Here is a 15,311-nt window from a genome sequence, read left to right on the forward strand (position 1 = left end):
GATAGCCTATTTTAGTGCTCGTTAAACCCCGGGGGGACACCGGTCCCGGGCCCCTCAACACCGGGCAACCTTTGTATTGGGGCGGGGGGCGGGCGCGGCGCGCGCCCGGCCTGGACCGATCTTCATCGCATCATCGGACAACACAATGAACCTACCCGCCGCGGCAGCAGGGCGCTAAGCTGCGAACTTCCGAGCCGGCACCTGACAGGCCGCGCCCCGGTTGGTGCTTCGGGCCGCCCCTCACCCGGATCCAGCCAACCGCGGTGTGCCCCGTCCTCTTCGGTGCCGGGGAACTCTGAAGGGATCTGAAGGAGGGGCGGATGGAGTCACATCTCGCACGGCTGGTTCGGACGGGCAGACGCCGGGCCGACGATTTCTCCCGCGGCTACCGGCGGGTGGCCCCCGGAGTCCTGCGGGTCAGCGTCGGGGTGGTGTACCTCTGGTTCGGGGTGCTCAAGTTCGTCCCGGGAGCCAGCCCCGCCGAGGACCTCGCCACCCGCTGCATGAGCCTGATGACCTTCGATCTGGTGCCGCCCGGCGTCTCACGGCCGCTGCTGGCACTCATGGAGGTCATCATCGGGGCCGGCCTGGTCACCGGACTGCTGCTCCGCGTGGTGCTGGCAGTCTTCTTCGCGCACATGACCGGGGTGTTCGCGACGCTCGTCCTGCTGCCGAACGACGTGTGGGTGCACGGCATCCCGCCCGTCCCGACGCTGGAGGGGCAGTACATCCTCAAGAACATCGTGCTGATCGCGGCCTGCCTGACCGTCGCCGGCCGACGAGAGGAACGGACCGAACCCGGCCCGGCACCCGAGCCGGCCCCGCGCGGCGGTCACCTCGTCGGCACCAGCGCCCGAGCCGACCGACAGGCGATGACGGGCTGACCGCGGACCAGACCGCGGCGGCCCCGGGGAGCCTCGGCCCGTCGCGGCAGGACGGGCTGCGGTGGCGGCCTCGCTCGGGTCGGGCGAAGCCGCCCCGGTCGAGCGCGGTGGTCGGGTTCGCCATCTGGATCGTGCAAGGCCAAGGCAGTGGCACCGGGCCCTGATACCGGTCTTCGCCGTCCTCGAAGACCAGGGCGGAGGCTGCAGAAACACTCTCGCCGTCTTCTGCGCAGGAGGTCGGCTGGGCCGGCTTCCTGCGAGAGGCAGGGGGCGGGGGTGGAGGGTGGAAGTCACCGGCACGCGAAGGGGCCCGCACGTTCGTGGCGAACGTGCGGGCCCCTCCGGGTGTCCGGCTAGCCGACCGAGGAGTAGGCGATGATGCCGCGGCGCAGCCCGTCCACCGCCTTGCGAGCGGTCCGGCGCAGCTCGACGTCCTCGCCGGCCGCGTCCTGGATCTGGCCGAGCACGTCGATCAGCTGCTTGGTCCAGCGGACGAAGTCACCGGCCGGCATGTCGGCTTCGCGCAGGACGGCGTCCAGGCTGTGGCCGAGCGCCCAGCGGTAGGCGACCCAGGCGAAGCCCAGGTCCGGCTCGCGCTGGCCGACGCCCTCGGCGGTGTTGATCCGGTGCTGCTCCTCCAGGGCGTCCAGGTGGCCCCAGATCCGGACCATCTTGCCGAGCGCCTCCTTGGCGCCGCCCTCGGGCACCTTGGGGGCGGCGGCGTCGTCGGCCTGCCGGGCCTCGTAGACCAGCGCCGAGGCGCAGGCGGCCAGTTCGGCGGCGGCGAGGCCGTTCCAGACGCCCTCGCGGATGCACTCGGAGGCGAGCAGGTCCAGCTCGCCGTAGAGCCGGCCGAGGCGCTTGCCGTCGTCGGTGACGGTGTCGCCCTGGAGGTAGCCGAGGTCGGCGAGCAGCCCGCAGACCCGGTCGAAGGTGCGGGCGATGGTGTGCGTACGGGAGCGCATCCTGCGCTCCAGCAGGTCGGTGTCGCGGTGCAGCCGGTGGTAGCGCTCGGCCCAGCGGGCGTGGTCCTCGCGCTCGTCGCAGCCGTGGCAGGGGTGGCGGCGCAGCTCGGTGCGGAGCCGGGTGATCTCCGGGTCGTCGGCGGCGGCGGCCCGGCCCTTGCGGAACCGCTCGGGCTCCAGGTGGCCGGCCTTGGTGCGCAGTGCGGAGGCGAGGTCGCGCCGGGACTGCGGGCTGCGCGGGTTGAAGGACTTGGGGATCCGGACCCGCTCGATGGCGACGACCGGGTGCGGGAAGTCGATCATGGCGAGCCGCTTGACCTGCCGCTCGGCGGTGAGCACCACCGGGCGCGGCCCGTCCTGGTAGTCGGGGTGGCGCGGACCGCCGCGCGGCGAGCGGCTGACCGGCGGCAGACCCGGGTCGAGGACGAGGGCGAGACCGGCGAACTTGCCGGTGGGGACGTGGATGACGTCGCCCGGCTTGAGCTGCTCGATGGACTCGACGGCGGCGGCGCGGCGCTGGCTGCTGCCCTCGCGGGCGAGCTCGTTCTCGCGCTCCTTGAGCTGCCGGCGCAGGCCCATGTACTCGTCGAAGTCGCCGAGGTGGCAGGTCATGGAGGCGCGGTAGCCGTCCAGTCCCTCCTCGTTGCGCTGGACCTGCCGGGCGATGCCGACCACCGAGCGGTCCGCCTGGAACTGCGCGAAGGACGTCTCCAGCAGCTCGCGGGAGCGGTGCCGGCCGAACTGGGAGACCAGGTTGACGGCCATGTTGTAGGACGGCCGGAAGGAGGACTTCAGCGGGTAGGTGCGGGTGCCGGCCAGGCCGGCCAGGGCCTCCGGGTCGAGGCCGCGCTGCCAGAGCACCACGGCGTGGCCCTCGATGTCGATGCCGCGCCGGCCGGCCCGGCCGGTGAGCTGGGTGTACTCGCCGGGGGTGATGTCGGCGTGGGTCTCGCCGTTCCACTTGACGAGCTTCTCCATGACCACCGAACGGGCGGGCATGTTGATGCCGAGCGCCAGGGTCTCGGTCGCGAAGACGGCCTTGACGAGGCCCTTCACGAAGAGCTCCTCGACGACCTCCTTGAACCGCGGCAGCATGCCGGCGTGGTGGGCGGCGATGCCGCGCTCCAGCCCGTCCAGCCACTCGAAGTAGCCGAGGACGTGCAGGTCCTCGTCGGGGATGTCGGCGCAGCGCTCCTCGACGATGGCGCGGACCTGGGCGCGGTCGGCGTCCTTGTTGAGCCGCAGGCCGGAGCTGAGGCACTGCTGGACGGCGGCCTCGCAGCCGGCCCGGCTGAAGATGAAGGTGATCGCGGGCAGCAGGCCCTCGGCGTCGAGCCGGTCGATGACGTCGACCCGGCCCGGCGTCCAGACCCGGCCGGGGCGGCCGTTGGGCATGGAACGGCCGCGGCCGCGGCCGAACTTGTCGCGCGGGTTGCGGTCCAGCTCGGAGCGGGCGAGACGGACCAGTTCGGGGTTGACGGCCTTGGCCGGGTTGCGCGGGGCGTCCTTGGGGCGGCCGTCGCGGTCCGGGTCGGCGAACAGGTCGTACATCCGGTTGCCGGCCATGACGTGCTGCCAGAGCGGGACGGGCCGGTGCTCGGAGACGATCACCTTGGTGCCGCCGCGCACGGTGTCCAGCCAGTCGCCGAACTCCTCGGCGTTGGAGACGGTGGCGGAGAGCGAGACCAGGGTGACGGACTCGGGGAGGTGGATGATGACCTCCTCCCAGACGGCGCCGCGGAAGCGGTCGGCGAGGTAGTGGACCTCGTCCATGACGACGTAGCCGAGGCCGTCGAGGGTGCTGGAGCCCGCGTAGAGCATGTTGCGCAGCACCTCGGTGGTCATCACCACCACGGGTGCGTCGCCGTTGACGGTGTTGTCACCGGTGAGCAGGCCGACCTTGGCGGCGCCGTAGCGCTTGACCAGGTCCCCGTACTTCTGGTTGGAGAGCGCCTTGATCGGCGTGGTGTAGAAGCACTTGCGCCCGCCCTGGAGGGCGAGGTGGACGGCGAACTCGCCGACGATGGTCTTGCCGGAGCCGGTGGGCGCCGCGACCAGGACACCCTCACCGGACTCCAGGGCCTGGCAGGCCTCCAGCTGGAAGTCGTCCAGCGGGAAGTCGTAGAGCTGCTGGAAGCCGTAGAGGGCGGTCGCCTGCTCCTTGGCCCGGCGGCGGAAGGCCGCGTAGGCCTCGGCGGGGCCGAGCTCCTGGTCGTCGTGGGGCTCGGGCACAGGGGTGTTCATCGCCGTCCGGGTGTGATTGGTGTGATCTCGCATCTCAGCGAGAGGTTACCCGTGAGGGCCGACATCGATAGCACCGTTTTTCTGCGCTACTGGATCACTTCTCTCTCAGATCCATAGTTGCAAATGTCTTCAAGCGATCACGAACGCGCCAGCTTCGGACGTCTCCGGTCATCTTCGCTGGAGTACCGCCCACCCTCCCTAGATTCGGACCACAGCCACCACTCACGGGAGGAATGACGATGGCGAACCTGGAGACATCCCTCAAAGAAGCCATGGGCATCGAGGGCGCGATCGGTGTGGCCCTGGTCGACTACGGCAGCGGCATGGCGCTCGGCACCCTCGGGGAGGGCGGCGAGTTCGACCTCAACGTCGCCGCCGCCGGCAACACCGACCTGGTCCGGGCCAAGATGCGGACCATGGAGATGCTCAACCTCCACGACAACGAGATCGAGGACATCCTGGTCAGCCTGACCAGCCAGTACCACCTGGTCCGGCCGCTCACCATGCAGAACGGCCGGGGCCTCTTCCTCTTCCTGGCGCTCAACCGGGCCCGCGCCAACCTCGCGATGGCCCGCCACCAGCTGAAGCGGATCGAGCTGGGACTGGAGCTCTGACCGGCCGGGCAGCGGGGAAGGGGGCGCCGTGGCGGTCGCGCTGTACCAGGCCAAGGCCGAGTTCTTCCGGATACTCGGCCACCCCGTCCGGATCCGGGTGCTGGAGCTGCTGCAGGCCGGACCGACGCCGGTCCGGGACCTGCTCGCCGAGCTGGCGGTCGAACCGTCCAGTCTCTCGCAGCAGCTCGCCGTCCTGCGCCGGTCCGGCATCGTCACCGCCACCCGCGAGGGCAGCACGGTGGTGTACGCGCTGGCCGGGGGCGATGTCGCCGACCTGCTCCGGGCCGCCCGGCGGATCCTCACGGTGCTGCTCGCCGACCAGCACCTGCTGCTCGCCGAGCTGCGCGCCGCCGCGGACCGGCCGGAACAACCGGGCTGACCGAATCAGCCGGAGCAGCCGGGCCGAGCGGGCCCGGCCGCGGCCCGGCGGGGTGCCGCGGGTCAGCCGCGCAGCAGCTCCGGCAGCCGCTCCGCCAGCGTCCGGTACTCGTGCGGCCGGTTGTACAGCTGCGCGCTGACCCGCAGCACCCCGCCGCCCGGCCAGGGGCGCACCGCGATCCGGGCGGACAGCCGCCGCCACACCTCCGCCATCACCGCCCGTGCCTCGGCGTCGCTCTCGCCCACGCCCCGCGGCAGGCGCAGCGCGCGCATCGACAGGCCAGGGGTGGCCGGCAGCGGCGTCAGCCCGGCGTGCCCGGCCAGCAGCCGCGCGCCGTGGGCGGCGAGCCGCTCGTTGTGGTCGCGCACCCGGTCGGCGCCCAGTTCGCGCAGCAGGTCGAACCCGGCCGGGGCGGCCAGCCACGGCGTGTAGTCGCAGGTGCCGCGCCACTCGACGCTGGCGGGGAAGCCCCGGTGGTGCTCCCAGGAGAGCGCGAGCGGGCGGACCCGGCCGGTCCACTCCGGGCGGACCGCGAGGACGCCGGTGGCGCGCGGGGCGAAGGCCCACTTGTGCAGGTTGCCGAACCAGAAGTCGGCCGCCCCGGCCACCGGCGCGGGCAGCATGCCGGGCGCGTGGGCGCCGTCCACCACGGTCGTCACGCCGTGCTCGCGCAGCGCGGTGAGCAGCTCCGGGCCGGCGATCCGGCGGGCGGTGGGCGAGCTGATCTGGTCCAGGACGGCGAGCCGGGTGCGGTCGGTGACGCCGGCGAGGACGGCCTCCCGGACGGCGTCCTCGTCCGGGAGATCCAGCGGCAGGTGGACGGTGTGCACCTCGGCGCCGGTCTCCCGGGCACGCCGCCGGACCGCCTCGGTGACGGCTCCGTAGCCGTGGTCGGTGACCAGGATCCGGTCACCCGGCGCGAGCGGGACGCTGTCCAGGGCGATCGCGACGGCCTCGGTGACGTTGGCGACCAGGGCGAGCCGGGCCGGGTCGGTGCCCAGCTCGGCGGCGATCCGGGTACGGGCGGCGGCGACCCGGTCGGGCAGGTCGGCGAAGAAGCCGTCCGGGTCGCGCTCCTGCTCGGCCCGGAGCAGCTCCTGGGCGCGCTGGACCGGGACGGGCACCGTGCCGAAGGAGCCGTGGTTGAGATGGGCCGCCTCCGGCGCCAGGGTGAACAGCGTGTCCGTCCCGGGCAGCGCGGCCGGGGGCTCGGCTGTCCGCAGGTCCTCGGTCACTGCGCCTCCTAAGTGATGTGTGACATTTCACATGACAGAATACTGGCCGGGCGAGGCACCGCGCGGAGACCATCGGGCCGTGACCATCACCGACCCCTTCCTCTCCCTCAGCGCCCGTACCGGCCGCTTCACCTACGGCGCTCCGCGGGCGATCACCCTCAGCGAGGACGGTACCCGGCTGCTGCTGCTCCGCTCGACCGGCCCGGAGGACCGGGTCGAGCGGCTCTGGCTGCTCGACCCGGCCGAGGGCGGCGAACGCCTGGTGGCCGACCCCGCCGCCCTCGCCCCCGGGCGGACCGGCGACCGGGCCGGCCTCCCGGCCGTCGAACGCCGCCTGCGCGAGCGGATCCGCCTCACCGCGGCCGGCATCGGCGCCTACGCCGCCACCGCCGACCTCTCCACCGCCGTCTTCACCCTCGACGGGCGGCTGTTCCGGGCCGACACCGCCACCGGCGAGTGCCGCGAACTCCCGGCCGCCGGGCCCGCCTTCGACCCCCGGCCCGACCCGGCCGGCGAGCGCGTCGCCTACGTCGCCGACGACGCCCTGTACGTCACCCCCGGCCCCGCCCCGCTCAGCCCGGCCGACGGCGCCCGCTGGGGCGTCGCCGAGTTCGCCGCCGCCGAGGAGCTGGGCCGCTCCCGGGGCCACTGGTGGCGCCCGGACGGCGGCGCCCTGCTGGCCGCCCGGGTGGACGAATCCGCCCTGCCCAGGCGCTACTTCGCCGACCCGGCACGCCCGGCCGAACAGCCCGAGGACTTCGCCTACCCGCAGGCCGGCGGGCCCAACGCCGACGTCCAGCTCTGGGTCCTCGGCCTGGACGGACAGCGGACCCGACTGCACTGGGCCGCCGCCGAGTTCCCGTACCTCTGCGCCGCGCAGTGGGCCGACGAGGGCGAGATCCTGCTCACCGTCGCCGACCGGCTCCAGCAGCACGTACTCCTGCTCAGCGCCGACCCCGCCACCGGCGAGACCCGCGAACTCTCGCGCACCACCGACGAGTTCTGGGTCGACGAGCTGCCCGGCACGCCCGCCCGGCTCGCCGGTGGACGGCTGCTCACCGTCCACGACACCCCCGGGGCCCGGGGCCTGGCACTCGACGGCAAGCCGCTGGACACCACCGGCCTGCAGATCCGCCGCGTGGTCGGCCGGCTCCACGGCAAGCTGCTCACCGAGACCGGCGAGGGCGACCCGGCCGACCAGCACGTCCACCTGATCGACCCGGACGGCGGCGCACCCGAGCGTCTCAGCACCGGCCCCGGCGTGCACAGCGCCCTCGCCGCCGCCGACACCCTGCTGCTCACCTCCGCCGACCCCGACGGCATCCGCCGCCGGCTGCTCCACCACGGCGAGGAGAGCGAGCTCACCGACCTGAGCGCCCGGTTGCCCTACCGGGTCGATCCCCGGCTCGCCCGGGTCACCGAACTCGGCCTGCCCACCGCCGTGGTGTACCCGCGCGACCATGTGGCCGGCCGCCGGCTGCCCGTCCTGCTGGACGTCTACGGCGGGCCCGGCTACCAGGCGGTGGCCACCGAGCCGCGCCGCTGGCAGCTGCGCCAGTGGTGGGCCGACCAGGGCTACGCGGTGGTCACCACCGACAACCGGGGCACCCCGTTCGTCTCGCCCGACTTCACCCGGGCGATCTTCCGGCGCTTCTCCCAGGTGGCGCTGGACGACCAGGTGGCCGCCCTGCGGGCGCTCGCCGACACCCACCCCGACCTCGACCTCGGCCGGGTCGGCGTCCGCGGCTGGTCGTACGGCGGCTACTTCGCGGCGCTCGCCGTGCTGCGCCGCCCGGACGTCTTCCACGCCGCCTGCGCGGGCGCGGCGCCCACCGACTTCCGGCAGTACGACACCGCCTACACCGAGCGCTACCTCGGTCTGCCGCAGCACAACCCGGAGGGCTACGCGGCCGACTGCCTGGTCGGGGACGCCCCGGCGCTCACCAGGCCGCTGCTGCTGATCCACGGCCTGGCCGACGACAACGTCCACCCCTCGCACTCCCTGCTGCTCTCCCAGGCGCTCACCCGGGCCGGCCGCCCGCACGCCGTGCTGCCGCTGCCGGGCGTCACCCACATGACCCCCGGCGGGGTGAACGAGGAGATCACGCAGGCCGAACTCGCCTTCCTGAACGGCGCGCTGCGGTAGCCGGCGGCACGGCGGTGAGCGGCGGCGCTCGGCACCGCCGTGGAGCCCACCGGAACTGAGATCTCGTCACATCAGGGGCGCCGCACGACCGGCCGGGTCGCGCGGCGCCCTTTCCGCCAGCGCCACCCCTTCCACGTAACCCGTGACATGTGAAATATTACCTGCGCCCACCCGACCACCCCTCCGGAAAGGACCGGTCAGTTGCGCAGACTGTCCGCGGCACTCGCGGCCGCGCTCACCACGAGCGCGATAGCGGCCACCCTCCTCGGCACCCCCGCCCAGGCCGCCTCCCCCTCCCCCGTCACCACCGCGGCCATCGCCGCCCGGAGCGCCGAGGCCGGCGGCGCCGAGGCCCCGCCCGCACCGCTCGCGCCACAGGAACGCGAACGCCAGGCGCTTCGCACCAAGGCGCTGGAACAGCTCAACAAGGGCGCCGTCGCCAGGACTCCGGACCGGCGGACGCCGGCCAAGGTGAAGATCGGCAACGACTACGTCCAGCTCGCGCAGGAGCGCAAGGACAAGGTCTTCGTCATCCTCGCCCAGTTCGGCGACCAGGTGGACACCACCACGCTCCACAACGGCCAGCCCCGCTACGGCGGCACGCCGGGCCCGCGCCACAACACCATCCCCAAGCCCGACAAGAGCGACAACCACACGCTCTGGAGCGGCGACTTCGACCGCGACCACTACCAGCGGATGTTCTTCGACGACCGGCCCGGCGCCGTCTCGATGCGCAACTACTACCGCACCCAGTCCTCCGGCCGGTACGACGTCGAGGGCACCGTCAGCGACTGGGTGACCGTGCCGTACAACGAGGCCCGGTACGGCAGCAACAAGGGCCCGCAGGGATCCGGCGCCTGGACCCAGGCCCAGGAGTTCGTCCAGGACGCCGTGAAGGCCTGGTACGACGGCGAGATCGCCAAGGGCCGGACGGCGGCGGACGTCAGGAGCCAGCTCGCCCAGTACGACGTCTACGACCGCTACGACCACGACAAGAGCGGCACGTTCAGCCAGCCGGACGGCTACCTGGACAACGTGATCGTGGTGCACGCGGGCGTCGACGAGACCTGGGGCGGCGGCGCGCAGGGTGCCGACGCGCTGTGGGCGCACCGCAGCTGGACCTTCCCCGACCCGGCCGGACAGACCGGCCCGACCGGCAACCGGATCGGCGGCGTCCCGGTCGGCGACACCGGGCTGTACGTCTACGACTACGTCCAGGCCGGCGAGAACAGCGGAGTCGGCCTGTTCGCCCACGAGTTCGGCCACAACCTCGGCCTGCCGGACCTCTACAGCACCGCCGGCGGCGACAACAGCGTCAACTTCTGGTCGCTGATGGCCTCCGGCTCCTACCTCGGCAAGGGCAGCAACACCACCGGCGGCTACCCCGGCGACCTCGACGCCTGGAGCAAGCTGCAGTTCGGCTGGCTCAACTACGACGAGGGGCAGGCCGCCACCCGCTCCAGCCACGCCCTCGGCGTCAGCGGCTACAACACCGACCAGGCCCAGGCCCTCCTGGTCCACCTGCCGGACAGCACCACCACCACCGAACTGGCCGACCCCTACCAGGGCGGCAAACAGTGGTGGAGCGACACCGGTGACAACCTCGACAACTCCCTGGCCCGCAGCGTCGATCTGCGCTCGGCCGGCGGACCGGCCGCACTGGACGCCGCCGTCTGGTACGACACCGAGCTCGACTACGACTTCCTGACCGTCGAGGCCTCCACCGACGAGGGCCGGACCTGGAAGCCGCTCGGCGGCACGGTCGACGGCGCCCCGATCGGCAACACGAGCGCCAACACCCCCGGTCTGAGCGGCGCGTCCGGCGCCTACCGGCAGCTGCACATCCCGCTCGACGGGTACGCCGGGCAGCAGGTCCGGCTGCGCTTCCACGTCACCTCGGACAACAACACCCACGGCAAGGGCGTGCTGGTCGACGCCGTCCGGATCACCGCCGGGGGCACGGAGCTGTTCACCGACGGTGCCGAGAACGGCGCCAACGGCTGGACGGCCACCGGGTTCTCGGTCATCACCGGGCGCGACGCGGTCAAGCAGCACCCGCGCGCCTACCTGGTGGAGAACCGCCGGTACGCGGGCTACGGCGCCTTCCTGAAGACCGGCCCGTACAACTTCGGGTACACGGGTGTCGCCGGTAAGCAGAACATCGTCGACAACTACCCGTACCAGGAGGGCGTGCTGGTCTGGCTCTGGGACACCGCCTACGGCGACAACAACACCGTGAGCCACCCGGGCGGCGGCCTGATCCTGCCGGTCGACGCGCACCCGGCGCCGATCCGGTTCGCCGACGGCACGCTGGTCAACGGCCGGGCGCAGACCTTCGACGCGACCTTCTCGCTGAAGCCCACCACGGCGTTCACGCTGCACAAGGGCGGCGTCCCGGTGCGGATCCCGTCCGAGCCGGCCGTCCCGGCCTTCAACGACCGCACCGGCGTCTACACCGACCCGGCCACCCCGCAGCTCGGGGTGAAGGTGCCGGACACCAACACGAAGATCGAGGTCGTCCGGGAGTCCCGCGACGGGCGGCTGACCACCGTCCGGGTCGGCCCGGCCTCCTGAGACCGGTACGCAGGCAGGCCCCGGCCCCCCTTCGGCGGAAGGGGGGCCGGGGCCTGCGCGTACTACCGCCTCCGCCTGGTCGCGCGGCACCGTCGAGCTGACGCCGAGGACGACCGCGGCCGGCGTCGGCGGCACCAACGAGGACAGCGGCACCGCACCGGCGCGACGGACCCGGTGGAGCCCGGTGCCACGGGTGGACCCGGCCGGGCGCGGCCCTCGTGAGGTTCCCCGCCGCGCCCGACCGGGGGTCGGTGAGGGGGCGCGGGCGCGCCCCCTCGGAGGGATGCCGTACCACTCGGCGTGGGGGTGACCGAGCGGTACGGCGGCCGGCGGCCCGGGGGCTCAGCCCTCCGGGAAGTGGCAGGCCGCCTCCCGGGCGCCCGGCCCGGCGATCCGCAGCAGCGGCCGCTCGGTCCGGCAGAGCTCCTGCGCCTTCGGGCAGCGCGGGTGGAAGGTGCAGCCGCTGGGCGGGTTGGCCGGGCTCGGCGGGTCGCCCAGCAGCACGATCCGCTCGCGCTCCCGCTCGGCGGCCGGGTCGGGCAGCGGCACGGCGGAGAGCAGCGCCCTGGTGTACGGGTGCGCGGGGCTGCCGTACACCTCAGCCTTGTCGCCGATCTCGACGATCCGGCCCAGGTACATCACCGCGACCCGGTCGCAGACCCGCTTGACCACCGAGAGGTCGTGCGCGATGAACACGTACGCCAGGCCCAGCTCGTGCTGGAGCCGCTCCATCAGGTTGACCACCTGGGCCTGGATGGAGACGTCGAGCGCGGAGACCGGCTCGTCGGCGATCACCAGCCGCGGCGAGGTGGCCAGCGACCGGGCGATGCCGATCCGCTGGGCCTGGCCGCCGGAGAACTCGTGCGGGTAGCGGTCCAGGTGTTCGGGGATGAGCCCGACCAGCTCCATCAGCTCACCGGCGCGCTTGCGTGCGTCGGCCGCGCCGGTGCCCTGGACCAGCAGCGGCTCGGAGATGATCCGGGCCACCGTCTGCCGGGGGTTGAGCGAGGAGTACGGGTCCTGGAACACCATCTGCAGGTCCCGCCGGTGCGGCCGGAGTTCGGCCTGGCTCAGGCCGCCGATCTCGGTACCGTCGAAGGTGACGGTACCCGAGGTCGGGTCGAGCAGCCGGACGATCATGCGACCGGTGGTGGACTTGCCGCAGCCGGACTCGCCGACCAGGCCGAGCGTCTCGCCCTTGCCGACGTCGAAGCTGACGCCGTCCACGGCCCGGACCGGCGCCCCGGCCCGGCCGGTCCGCCCCCGTCGGCCGGGGAAGGTCTTCACCAGGTCCCTCACGGACAACAGCGTCTCCGTCACGACCGGGCTCCTTCCGGCACCAGGGGCAGATGGCAGGCGGCCTGGTGGCCGGGCGCCAGCGGGCCGAACCCGGGGCGTTCGGCCAGGCAGCGGGCGTGCTCCTCGGCGGTGGCGGCGACGGTGCGGGCGCAGCGCGGGGCGAAGGAGCAGCCGGGGGCGGGGGCGATCAGCGACGGCGGGCTGCCGGGAATGGCCCGCAGCGGGGCGTCGTCGGTGTCGTCGAGGCGGGGCAGGGAGTCCAGCAGCCCCCGGGTGTAGGGGTGCGCGGGCCTGCCGAACAGCTGGTCCACGGGGGCCTGTTCGGCGGCCCGGCCGCCGTACATGACGAGCACCTCGTGGGCGACCCGGGCGACCACGCCGAGGTCGTGGGTGATCATGACGACGCCGAGGCCGCGGTCCTGCTGGATGCGGGCGATCAGGTCGAGGATCTGGGCCTGGACGGTGACGTCGAGGGCGGTGGTGGGCTCGTCGGCGATCAGCAGCTCGGGTTCGCAGGCGAGCGCCATGGCGATCATGACGCGCTGGCGCATGCCGCCGGAGAACTGGTGCGGGTACTCGTCGACGCGGCGGGCGGGTTCGGGGATGCCGACCTCGCCCAGCATCTCGATCGCCTTCTCCCGGCCGGCCTTGCGGTTGGCCTTGAAGTGCACCCGGTAGTGTTCGGCGATCTGCTCGCCGACGGTGTAGAAGGGGTGCAGGCTGGACAGCGGGTCCTGGAAGATCATCGCGATCCGCCGGCCCCGGACGGTGCCCAGCTGCCGCTCGGACAGGCCGTTGAGCTCCTGCCCGTGCAGCCTGATCGAGCCGGTGACGGCGGCACCGCGGTGCAGCCCCATGACGGCGAGCGAGGTGACGGACTTGCCGGAGCCGGACTCGCCGACCAGACCGAGGGTCCGGCCGGCCTCGACGGTGAAGGAGATGCCGTCCACGGCCCGGACGGTGCCGCGCGGGGTGTCGAAGGACACCCGGAGGTCGTCGACCTCCAGCAGCGCGCTCATCAGTACCTCACTCTCGGGTCGACGTAGGCGTAGAGCAGGTCGACCAGCAGGTTCGCCGCGACGATGAAGGTGGCCGCGAGCAGGGTGACGCCGAGGATGACCGGCTGGTCGGAGCGGACCAGCGCGTCGTAGAAGAGCCGGCCGATGCCGGGCAGACCGAAGATGGACTCGGTGATGACGGCGCCGGCCAGCAGGCCGCCGAGGTCCATGCCGAAGATGGTGAGGATCGGCGTCATGCCGGAGCGCAGCCCGTGTTTGACGGTGACGGTGCGGGCGGGCAGGCCCTTGGCGCGGGCGGTGCGGATGTACGGCTCGGCCATCGTCTCGATCATCGAGTTGCGGCTCTGCCGGGCGTACATGGCCGCGTACAGCAGGGCCAGGGCGATCCACGGCAGCAGCAGGTTGGAGGCCCAGGAGAACGGGTCCTCGGTGAACTTGGCATACGCCGGGTAGGGCAGCAGGCCGGCGCTCCGGACGACGCCCCAGATCAGCATGATCGAGGTGAAGTAGACCGGCAGCGAGGCGGTGCCCACCGAGAGCACCATCAGCGCCTTGTCGGTCAGGGTGCCCTTGCGCAGGGCGGAGGTGACGCCGGCGCCGAGGCCGAGCACCAGCCAGAGCACGGCCGCACCGAGGGCGAGCGAGACGGAGACCGGCAGGCGGTCGATGAGCAGGTCCCAGACCGGCAGCGAGTAGTCGTAGGAGTAGCCGAGGCAGGGGAACTCGCAGCGGACGGCGCTGGGCCCGCTGCCGTAGTCGCGCCCGGCGAAGATGCCGGTCAGGTAGGAGGCGAACTGCTCCCAGACCGGCTTGTCCAGGCCCATCGCCACCTTGACCTCGGCGACCCGCTCGGCGGTGCAGGTCTTGCCGCAGGCGGCCGCCGCCGGGTCGTTGGGCAGCAGGTAGAAGATGGTGAAGGTGATGGCGCAGACGGCGAGCAGGATGCCGGCCACGCCGAGCAGCCGTCGGCCGAGGTAGAGGATCACGACCGGCCTCCCCTCGGGTCGAGGATGTCGCGCAGCGCGTCGCCGAGCAGGGTGAAGGCGAGCACCGCGAGGAACAGGAAGACCGTCGGGATCAGGAAGTAGGTCGGGTCGGTCTCGTAGTGGTTGATGCTCTCGGCGATCATCTGGCCCCAGGACGGGGTCGGCGGACGCACGCCGACGCCGAGGTAGCTGAGCGCGGCCTCGGTGCTGATCATGCCGGGGATCAGCAGCGTGGTGTAGGCGATGATCGGGCCGGAGACGTTGGGCAGGATCTCCCGGGTGAGGATGCGCCAGGAGCGGGCGCCGCCGACCTTGGCGGCCTCCACGTACTCGCGGTGCTTGAGCGAGAGGGTCTGCCCGCGCACCACCCGGGCGATGCCGGGCCAGCCGAACAGGCCGATCACCAGGGTCATCAGCAGGATCCGGTTGACGTCCTTGGCCACCGACATCATCGCGATCATGAAGATCAGCGAGGGGAAGGACATCGTCAGGTCCATCAGCCGGGAGAGCGCCGAGTCGACGCGGCCGCCGAAGTAGCCGGCGGCGATGCCGGCCAGGGTGCCGGCGGCCACGACCAGGGCGGTGGCGGTGAACGCGATCAGCAGCGAGACCTGGCCGCCGTGCAGCACCCGGGCGAACAGGTCGCGGCCGGTGGCGGGTTCGACGCCGAACCAGTGCCGGGCGCCGATCCCGCCGAAGTCCCCGAGCGGCAGGCCGCCGAGGTACGGGTCGATGGCGCGCTTGTCGAACTCCTCGGGCGTCCAGCCGCCGAGCGCGCTGAGCGGGCCGGCCAGAGCGGCCATCAGCAGCAGGAGGCCGACCATCACCAGGCCGAACCTGGCCGAACCCCTGGCCCAGAGCTGGTCCCAGACCAGCCGCCAGGGGCCGCGGCCGGCGGCCTTCGCGGGGCCCGCCGCCGTGGTGGCCACGGCGGCGGGCTCAGTGGTTGAACTCATGGGTGACGGT

Annotated in this window: 11 protein-coding genes; 5 read left to right on the plus strand and 6 right to left on the minus strand. The window is 72.9% G+C overall.

What is annotated here, in order from left to right:
- Positions 1-320: 320 nt before the first annotated feature.
- On the plus strand, positions 321-884 hold the full coding sequence (locus ACIO5D_RS11250) for a DoxX family membrane protein (RefSeq protein WP_363608691.1): 564 nt from the start codon (positions 321-323) through the stop codon (positions 882-884).
- 353 nt (positions 885-1,237) lie between these two features.
- Here ACIO5D_RS11250 and ACIO5D_RS11255 read toward each other — a convergent pair whose 3' ends face one another.
- Positions 1,238-4,093, minus strand: coding sequence for a DEAD/DEAH box helicase (locus ACIO5D_RS11255; RefSeq protein ID WP_363608693.1), 2,856 nt, complete (start codon positions 4,091-4,093; stop codon positions 1,238-1,240).
- Between the two features lie 239 nt (positions 4,094-4,332).
- On the opposite strand from ACIO5D_RS11255, the gene ACIO5D_RS11260 reads away from it, so the two are divergent.
- Together ACIO5D_RS11260 and ACIO5D_RS11265 are read left to right on the plus strand one after the other, a co-directional pair.
- Positions 4,333-4,707, plus strand: a complete 375-nt coding sequence (locus tag ACIO5D_RS11260; RefSeq protein ID WP_363608695.1) for a hypothetical protein — start codon at positions 4,333-4,335, stop codon at positions 4,705-4,707.
- 28 nt (positions 4,708-4,735) lie between these two features.
- Positions 4,736-5,086 carry a metalloregulator ArsR/SmtB family transcription factor gene (locus ACIO5D_RS11265; protein ID WP_363608697.1) on the plus strand — a complete coding sequence of 117 codons (351 nt, stop codon included), beginning with the start codon at positions 4,736-4,738 and terminating at the stop codon, positions 5,084-5,086.
- Positions 5,087-5,148: 62 nt separating this feature from the next.
- Here ACIO5D_RS11265 and ACIO5D_RS11270 read toward each other — a convergent pair whose 3' ends face one another.
- Positions 5,149-6,321 (minus strand): aminotransferase class V-fold PLP-dependent enzyme, encoded by a 1,173-nt coding sequence (locus tag ACIO5D_RS11270; RefSeq protein WP_363608698.1) that lies wholly within the window; start codon positions 6,319-6,321, stop codon positions 5,149-5,151.
- A 79-nt stretch (positions 6,322-6,400) separates the two neighbouring features.
- Between ACIO5D_RS11270 and ACIO5D_RS11275 the strand changes: the two genes are divergently transcribed.
- Together ACIO5D_RS11275 and ACIO5D_RS11280 are read left to right on the plus strand one after the other, a co-directional pair.
- Positions 6,401-8,467: a prolyl oligopeptidase family serine peptidase gene (locus tag ACIO5D_RS11275; RefSeq protein ID WP_400794831.1), complete on the plus strand. Its 2,067-nt coding sequence runs from the start codon at positions 6,401-6,403 to the stop codon at positions 8,465-8,467.
- A 201-nt stretch (positions 8,468-8,668) separates the two neighbouring features.
- Positions 8,669-11,041 (plus strand): immune inhibitor A domain-containing protein, encoded by a 2,373-nt coding sequence (locus ACIO5D_RS11280; RefSeq protein ID WP_400794833.1) that lies wholly within the window; start codon positions 8,669-8,671, stop codon positions 11,039-11,041.
- 342 nt (positions 11,042-11,383) lie between these two features.
- Here ACIO5D_RS11280 and ACIO5D_RS11285 read toward each other — a convergent pair whose 3' ends face one another.
- The 4 genes from ACIO5D_RS11285 to ACIO5D_RS11300 are packed head-to-tail and all read right to left on the minus strand — an operon-like array spanning position 11,384 to position 15,301.
- Positions 11,384-12,361 carry an oligopeptide/dipeptide ABC transporter ATP-binding protein gene (locus tag ACIO5D_RS11285; protein ID WP_363608704.1) on the minus strand — a complete coding sequence of 326 codons (978 nt, stop codon included), beginning with the start codon at positions 12,359-12,361 and terminating at the stop codon, positions 11,384-11,386.
- Positions 12,358-13,359, minus strand: coding sequence for an ABC transporter ATP-binding protein (locus tag ACIO5D_RS11290; protein WP_363608706.1), 1,002 nt, complete (start codon positions 13,357-13,359; stop codon positions 12,358-12,360). Before ACIO5D_RS11290 ends, ACIO5D_RS11285 begins: the two co-directional genes overlap by 4 nt.
- A complete protein-coding gene (locus tag ACIO5D_RS11295) occupies positions 13,359-14,345 on the minus strand; it encodes an ABC transporter permease (protein ID WP_363608708.1) in 987 nt (328 codons plus the stop codon). Before ACIO5D_RS11295 ends, ACIO5D_RS11290 begins: the two co-directional genes overlap by 1 nt.
- Positions 14,342-15,301, minus strand: a complete 960-nt coding sequence (locus ACIO5D_RS11300; RefSeq protein ID WP_400653597.1) for an ABC transporter permease — start codon at positions 15,299-15,301, stop codon at positions 14,342-14,344. The genes ACIO5D_RS11295 and ACIO5D_RS11300 overlap by 4 nt, the downstream gene beginning before the upstream one ends.
- Positions 15,302-15,311: the final 10 nt, after the last annotated feature.

The organism is Kitasatospora sp. NPDC087315, assembly GCF_044744345.1.
In the GTDB taxonomy this organism is placed as follows: Bacteria; Actinomycetota; Actinomycetes; order Streptomycetales; family Streptomycetaceae; genus Kitasatospora.

Bases quoted from the DNA above. Each gene is read 5' to 3' on its own strand.
- ACIO5D_RS11255 (WP_363608693.1), bottom strand. From the start codon at position 4,093: ATGAACACCCCTGTGCCCGAGCCCCACGACGACCAGGAGCTCGGCCCC.
- ACIO5D_RS11260 (WP_363608695.1), top strand. From the start codon at position 4,333: ATGGCGAACCTGGAGACATCCCTCAAAGAAGCCATGGGCATCGAGGGC.
- ACIO5D_RS11300 (WP_400653597.1), bottom strand. From the start codon at position 15,301: ATGAGTTCAACCACTGAGCCCGCCGCCGTGGCCACCACGGCGGCGGGC.
- ACIO5D_RS11250 (WP_363608691.1), top strand. From the start codon at position 321: ATGGAGTCACATCTCGCACGGCTGGTTCGGACGGGCAGACGCCGGGCC.
- ACIO5D_RS11290 (WP_363608706.1), bottom strand. From the start codon at position 13,359: ATGAGCGCGCTGCTGGAGGTCGACGACCTCCGGGTGTCCTTCGACACC.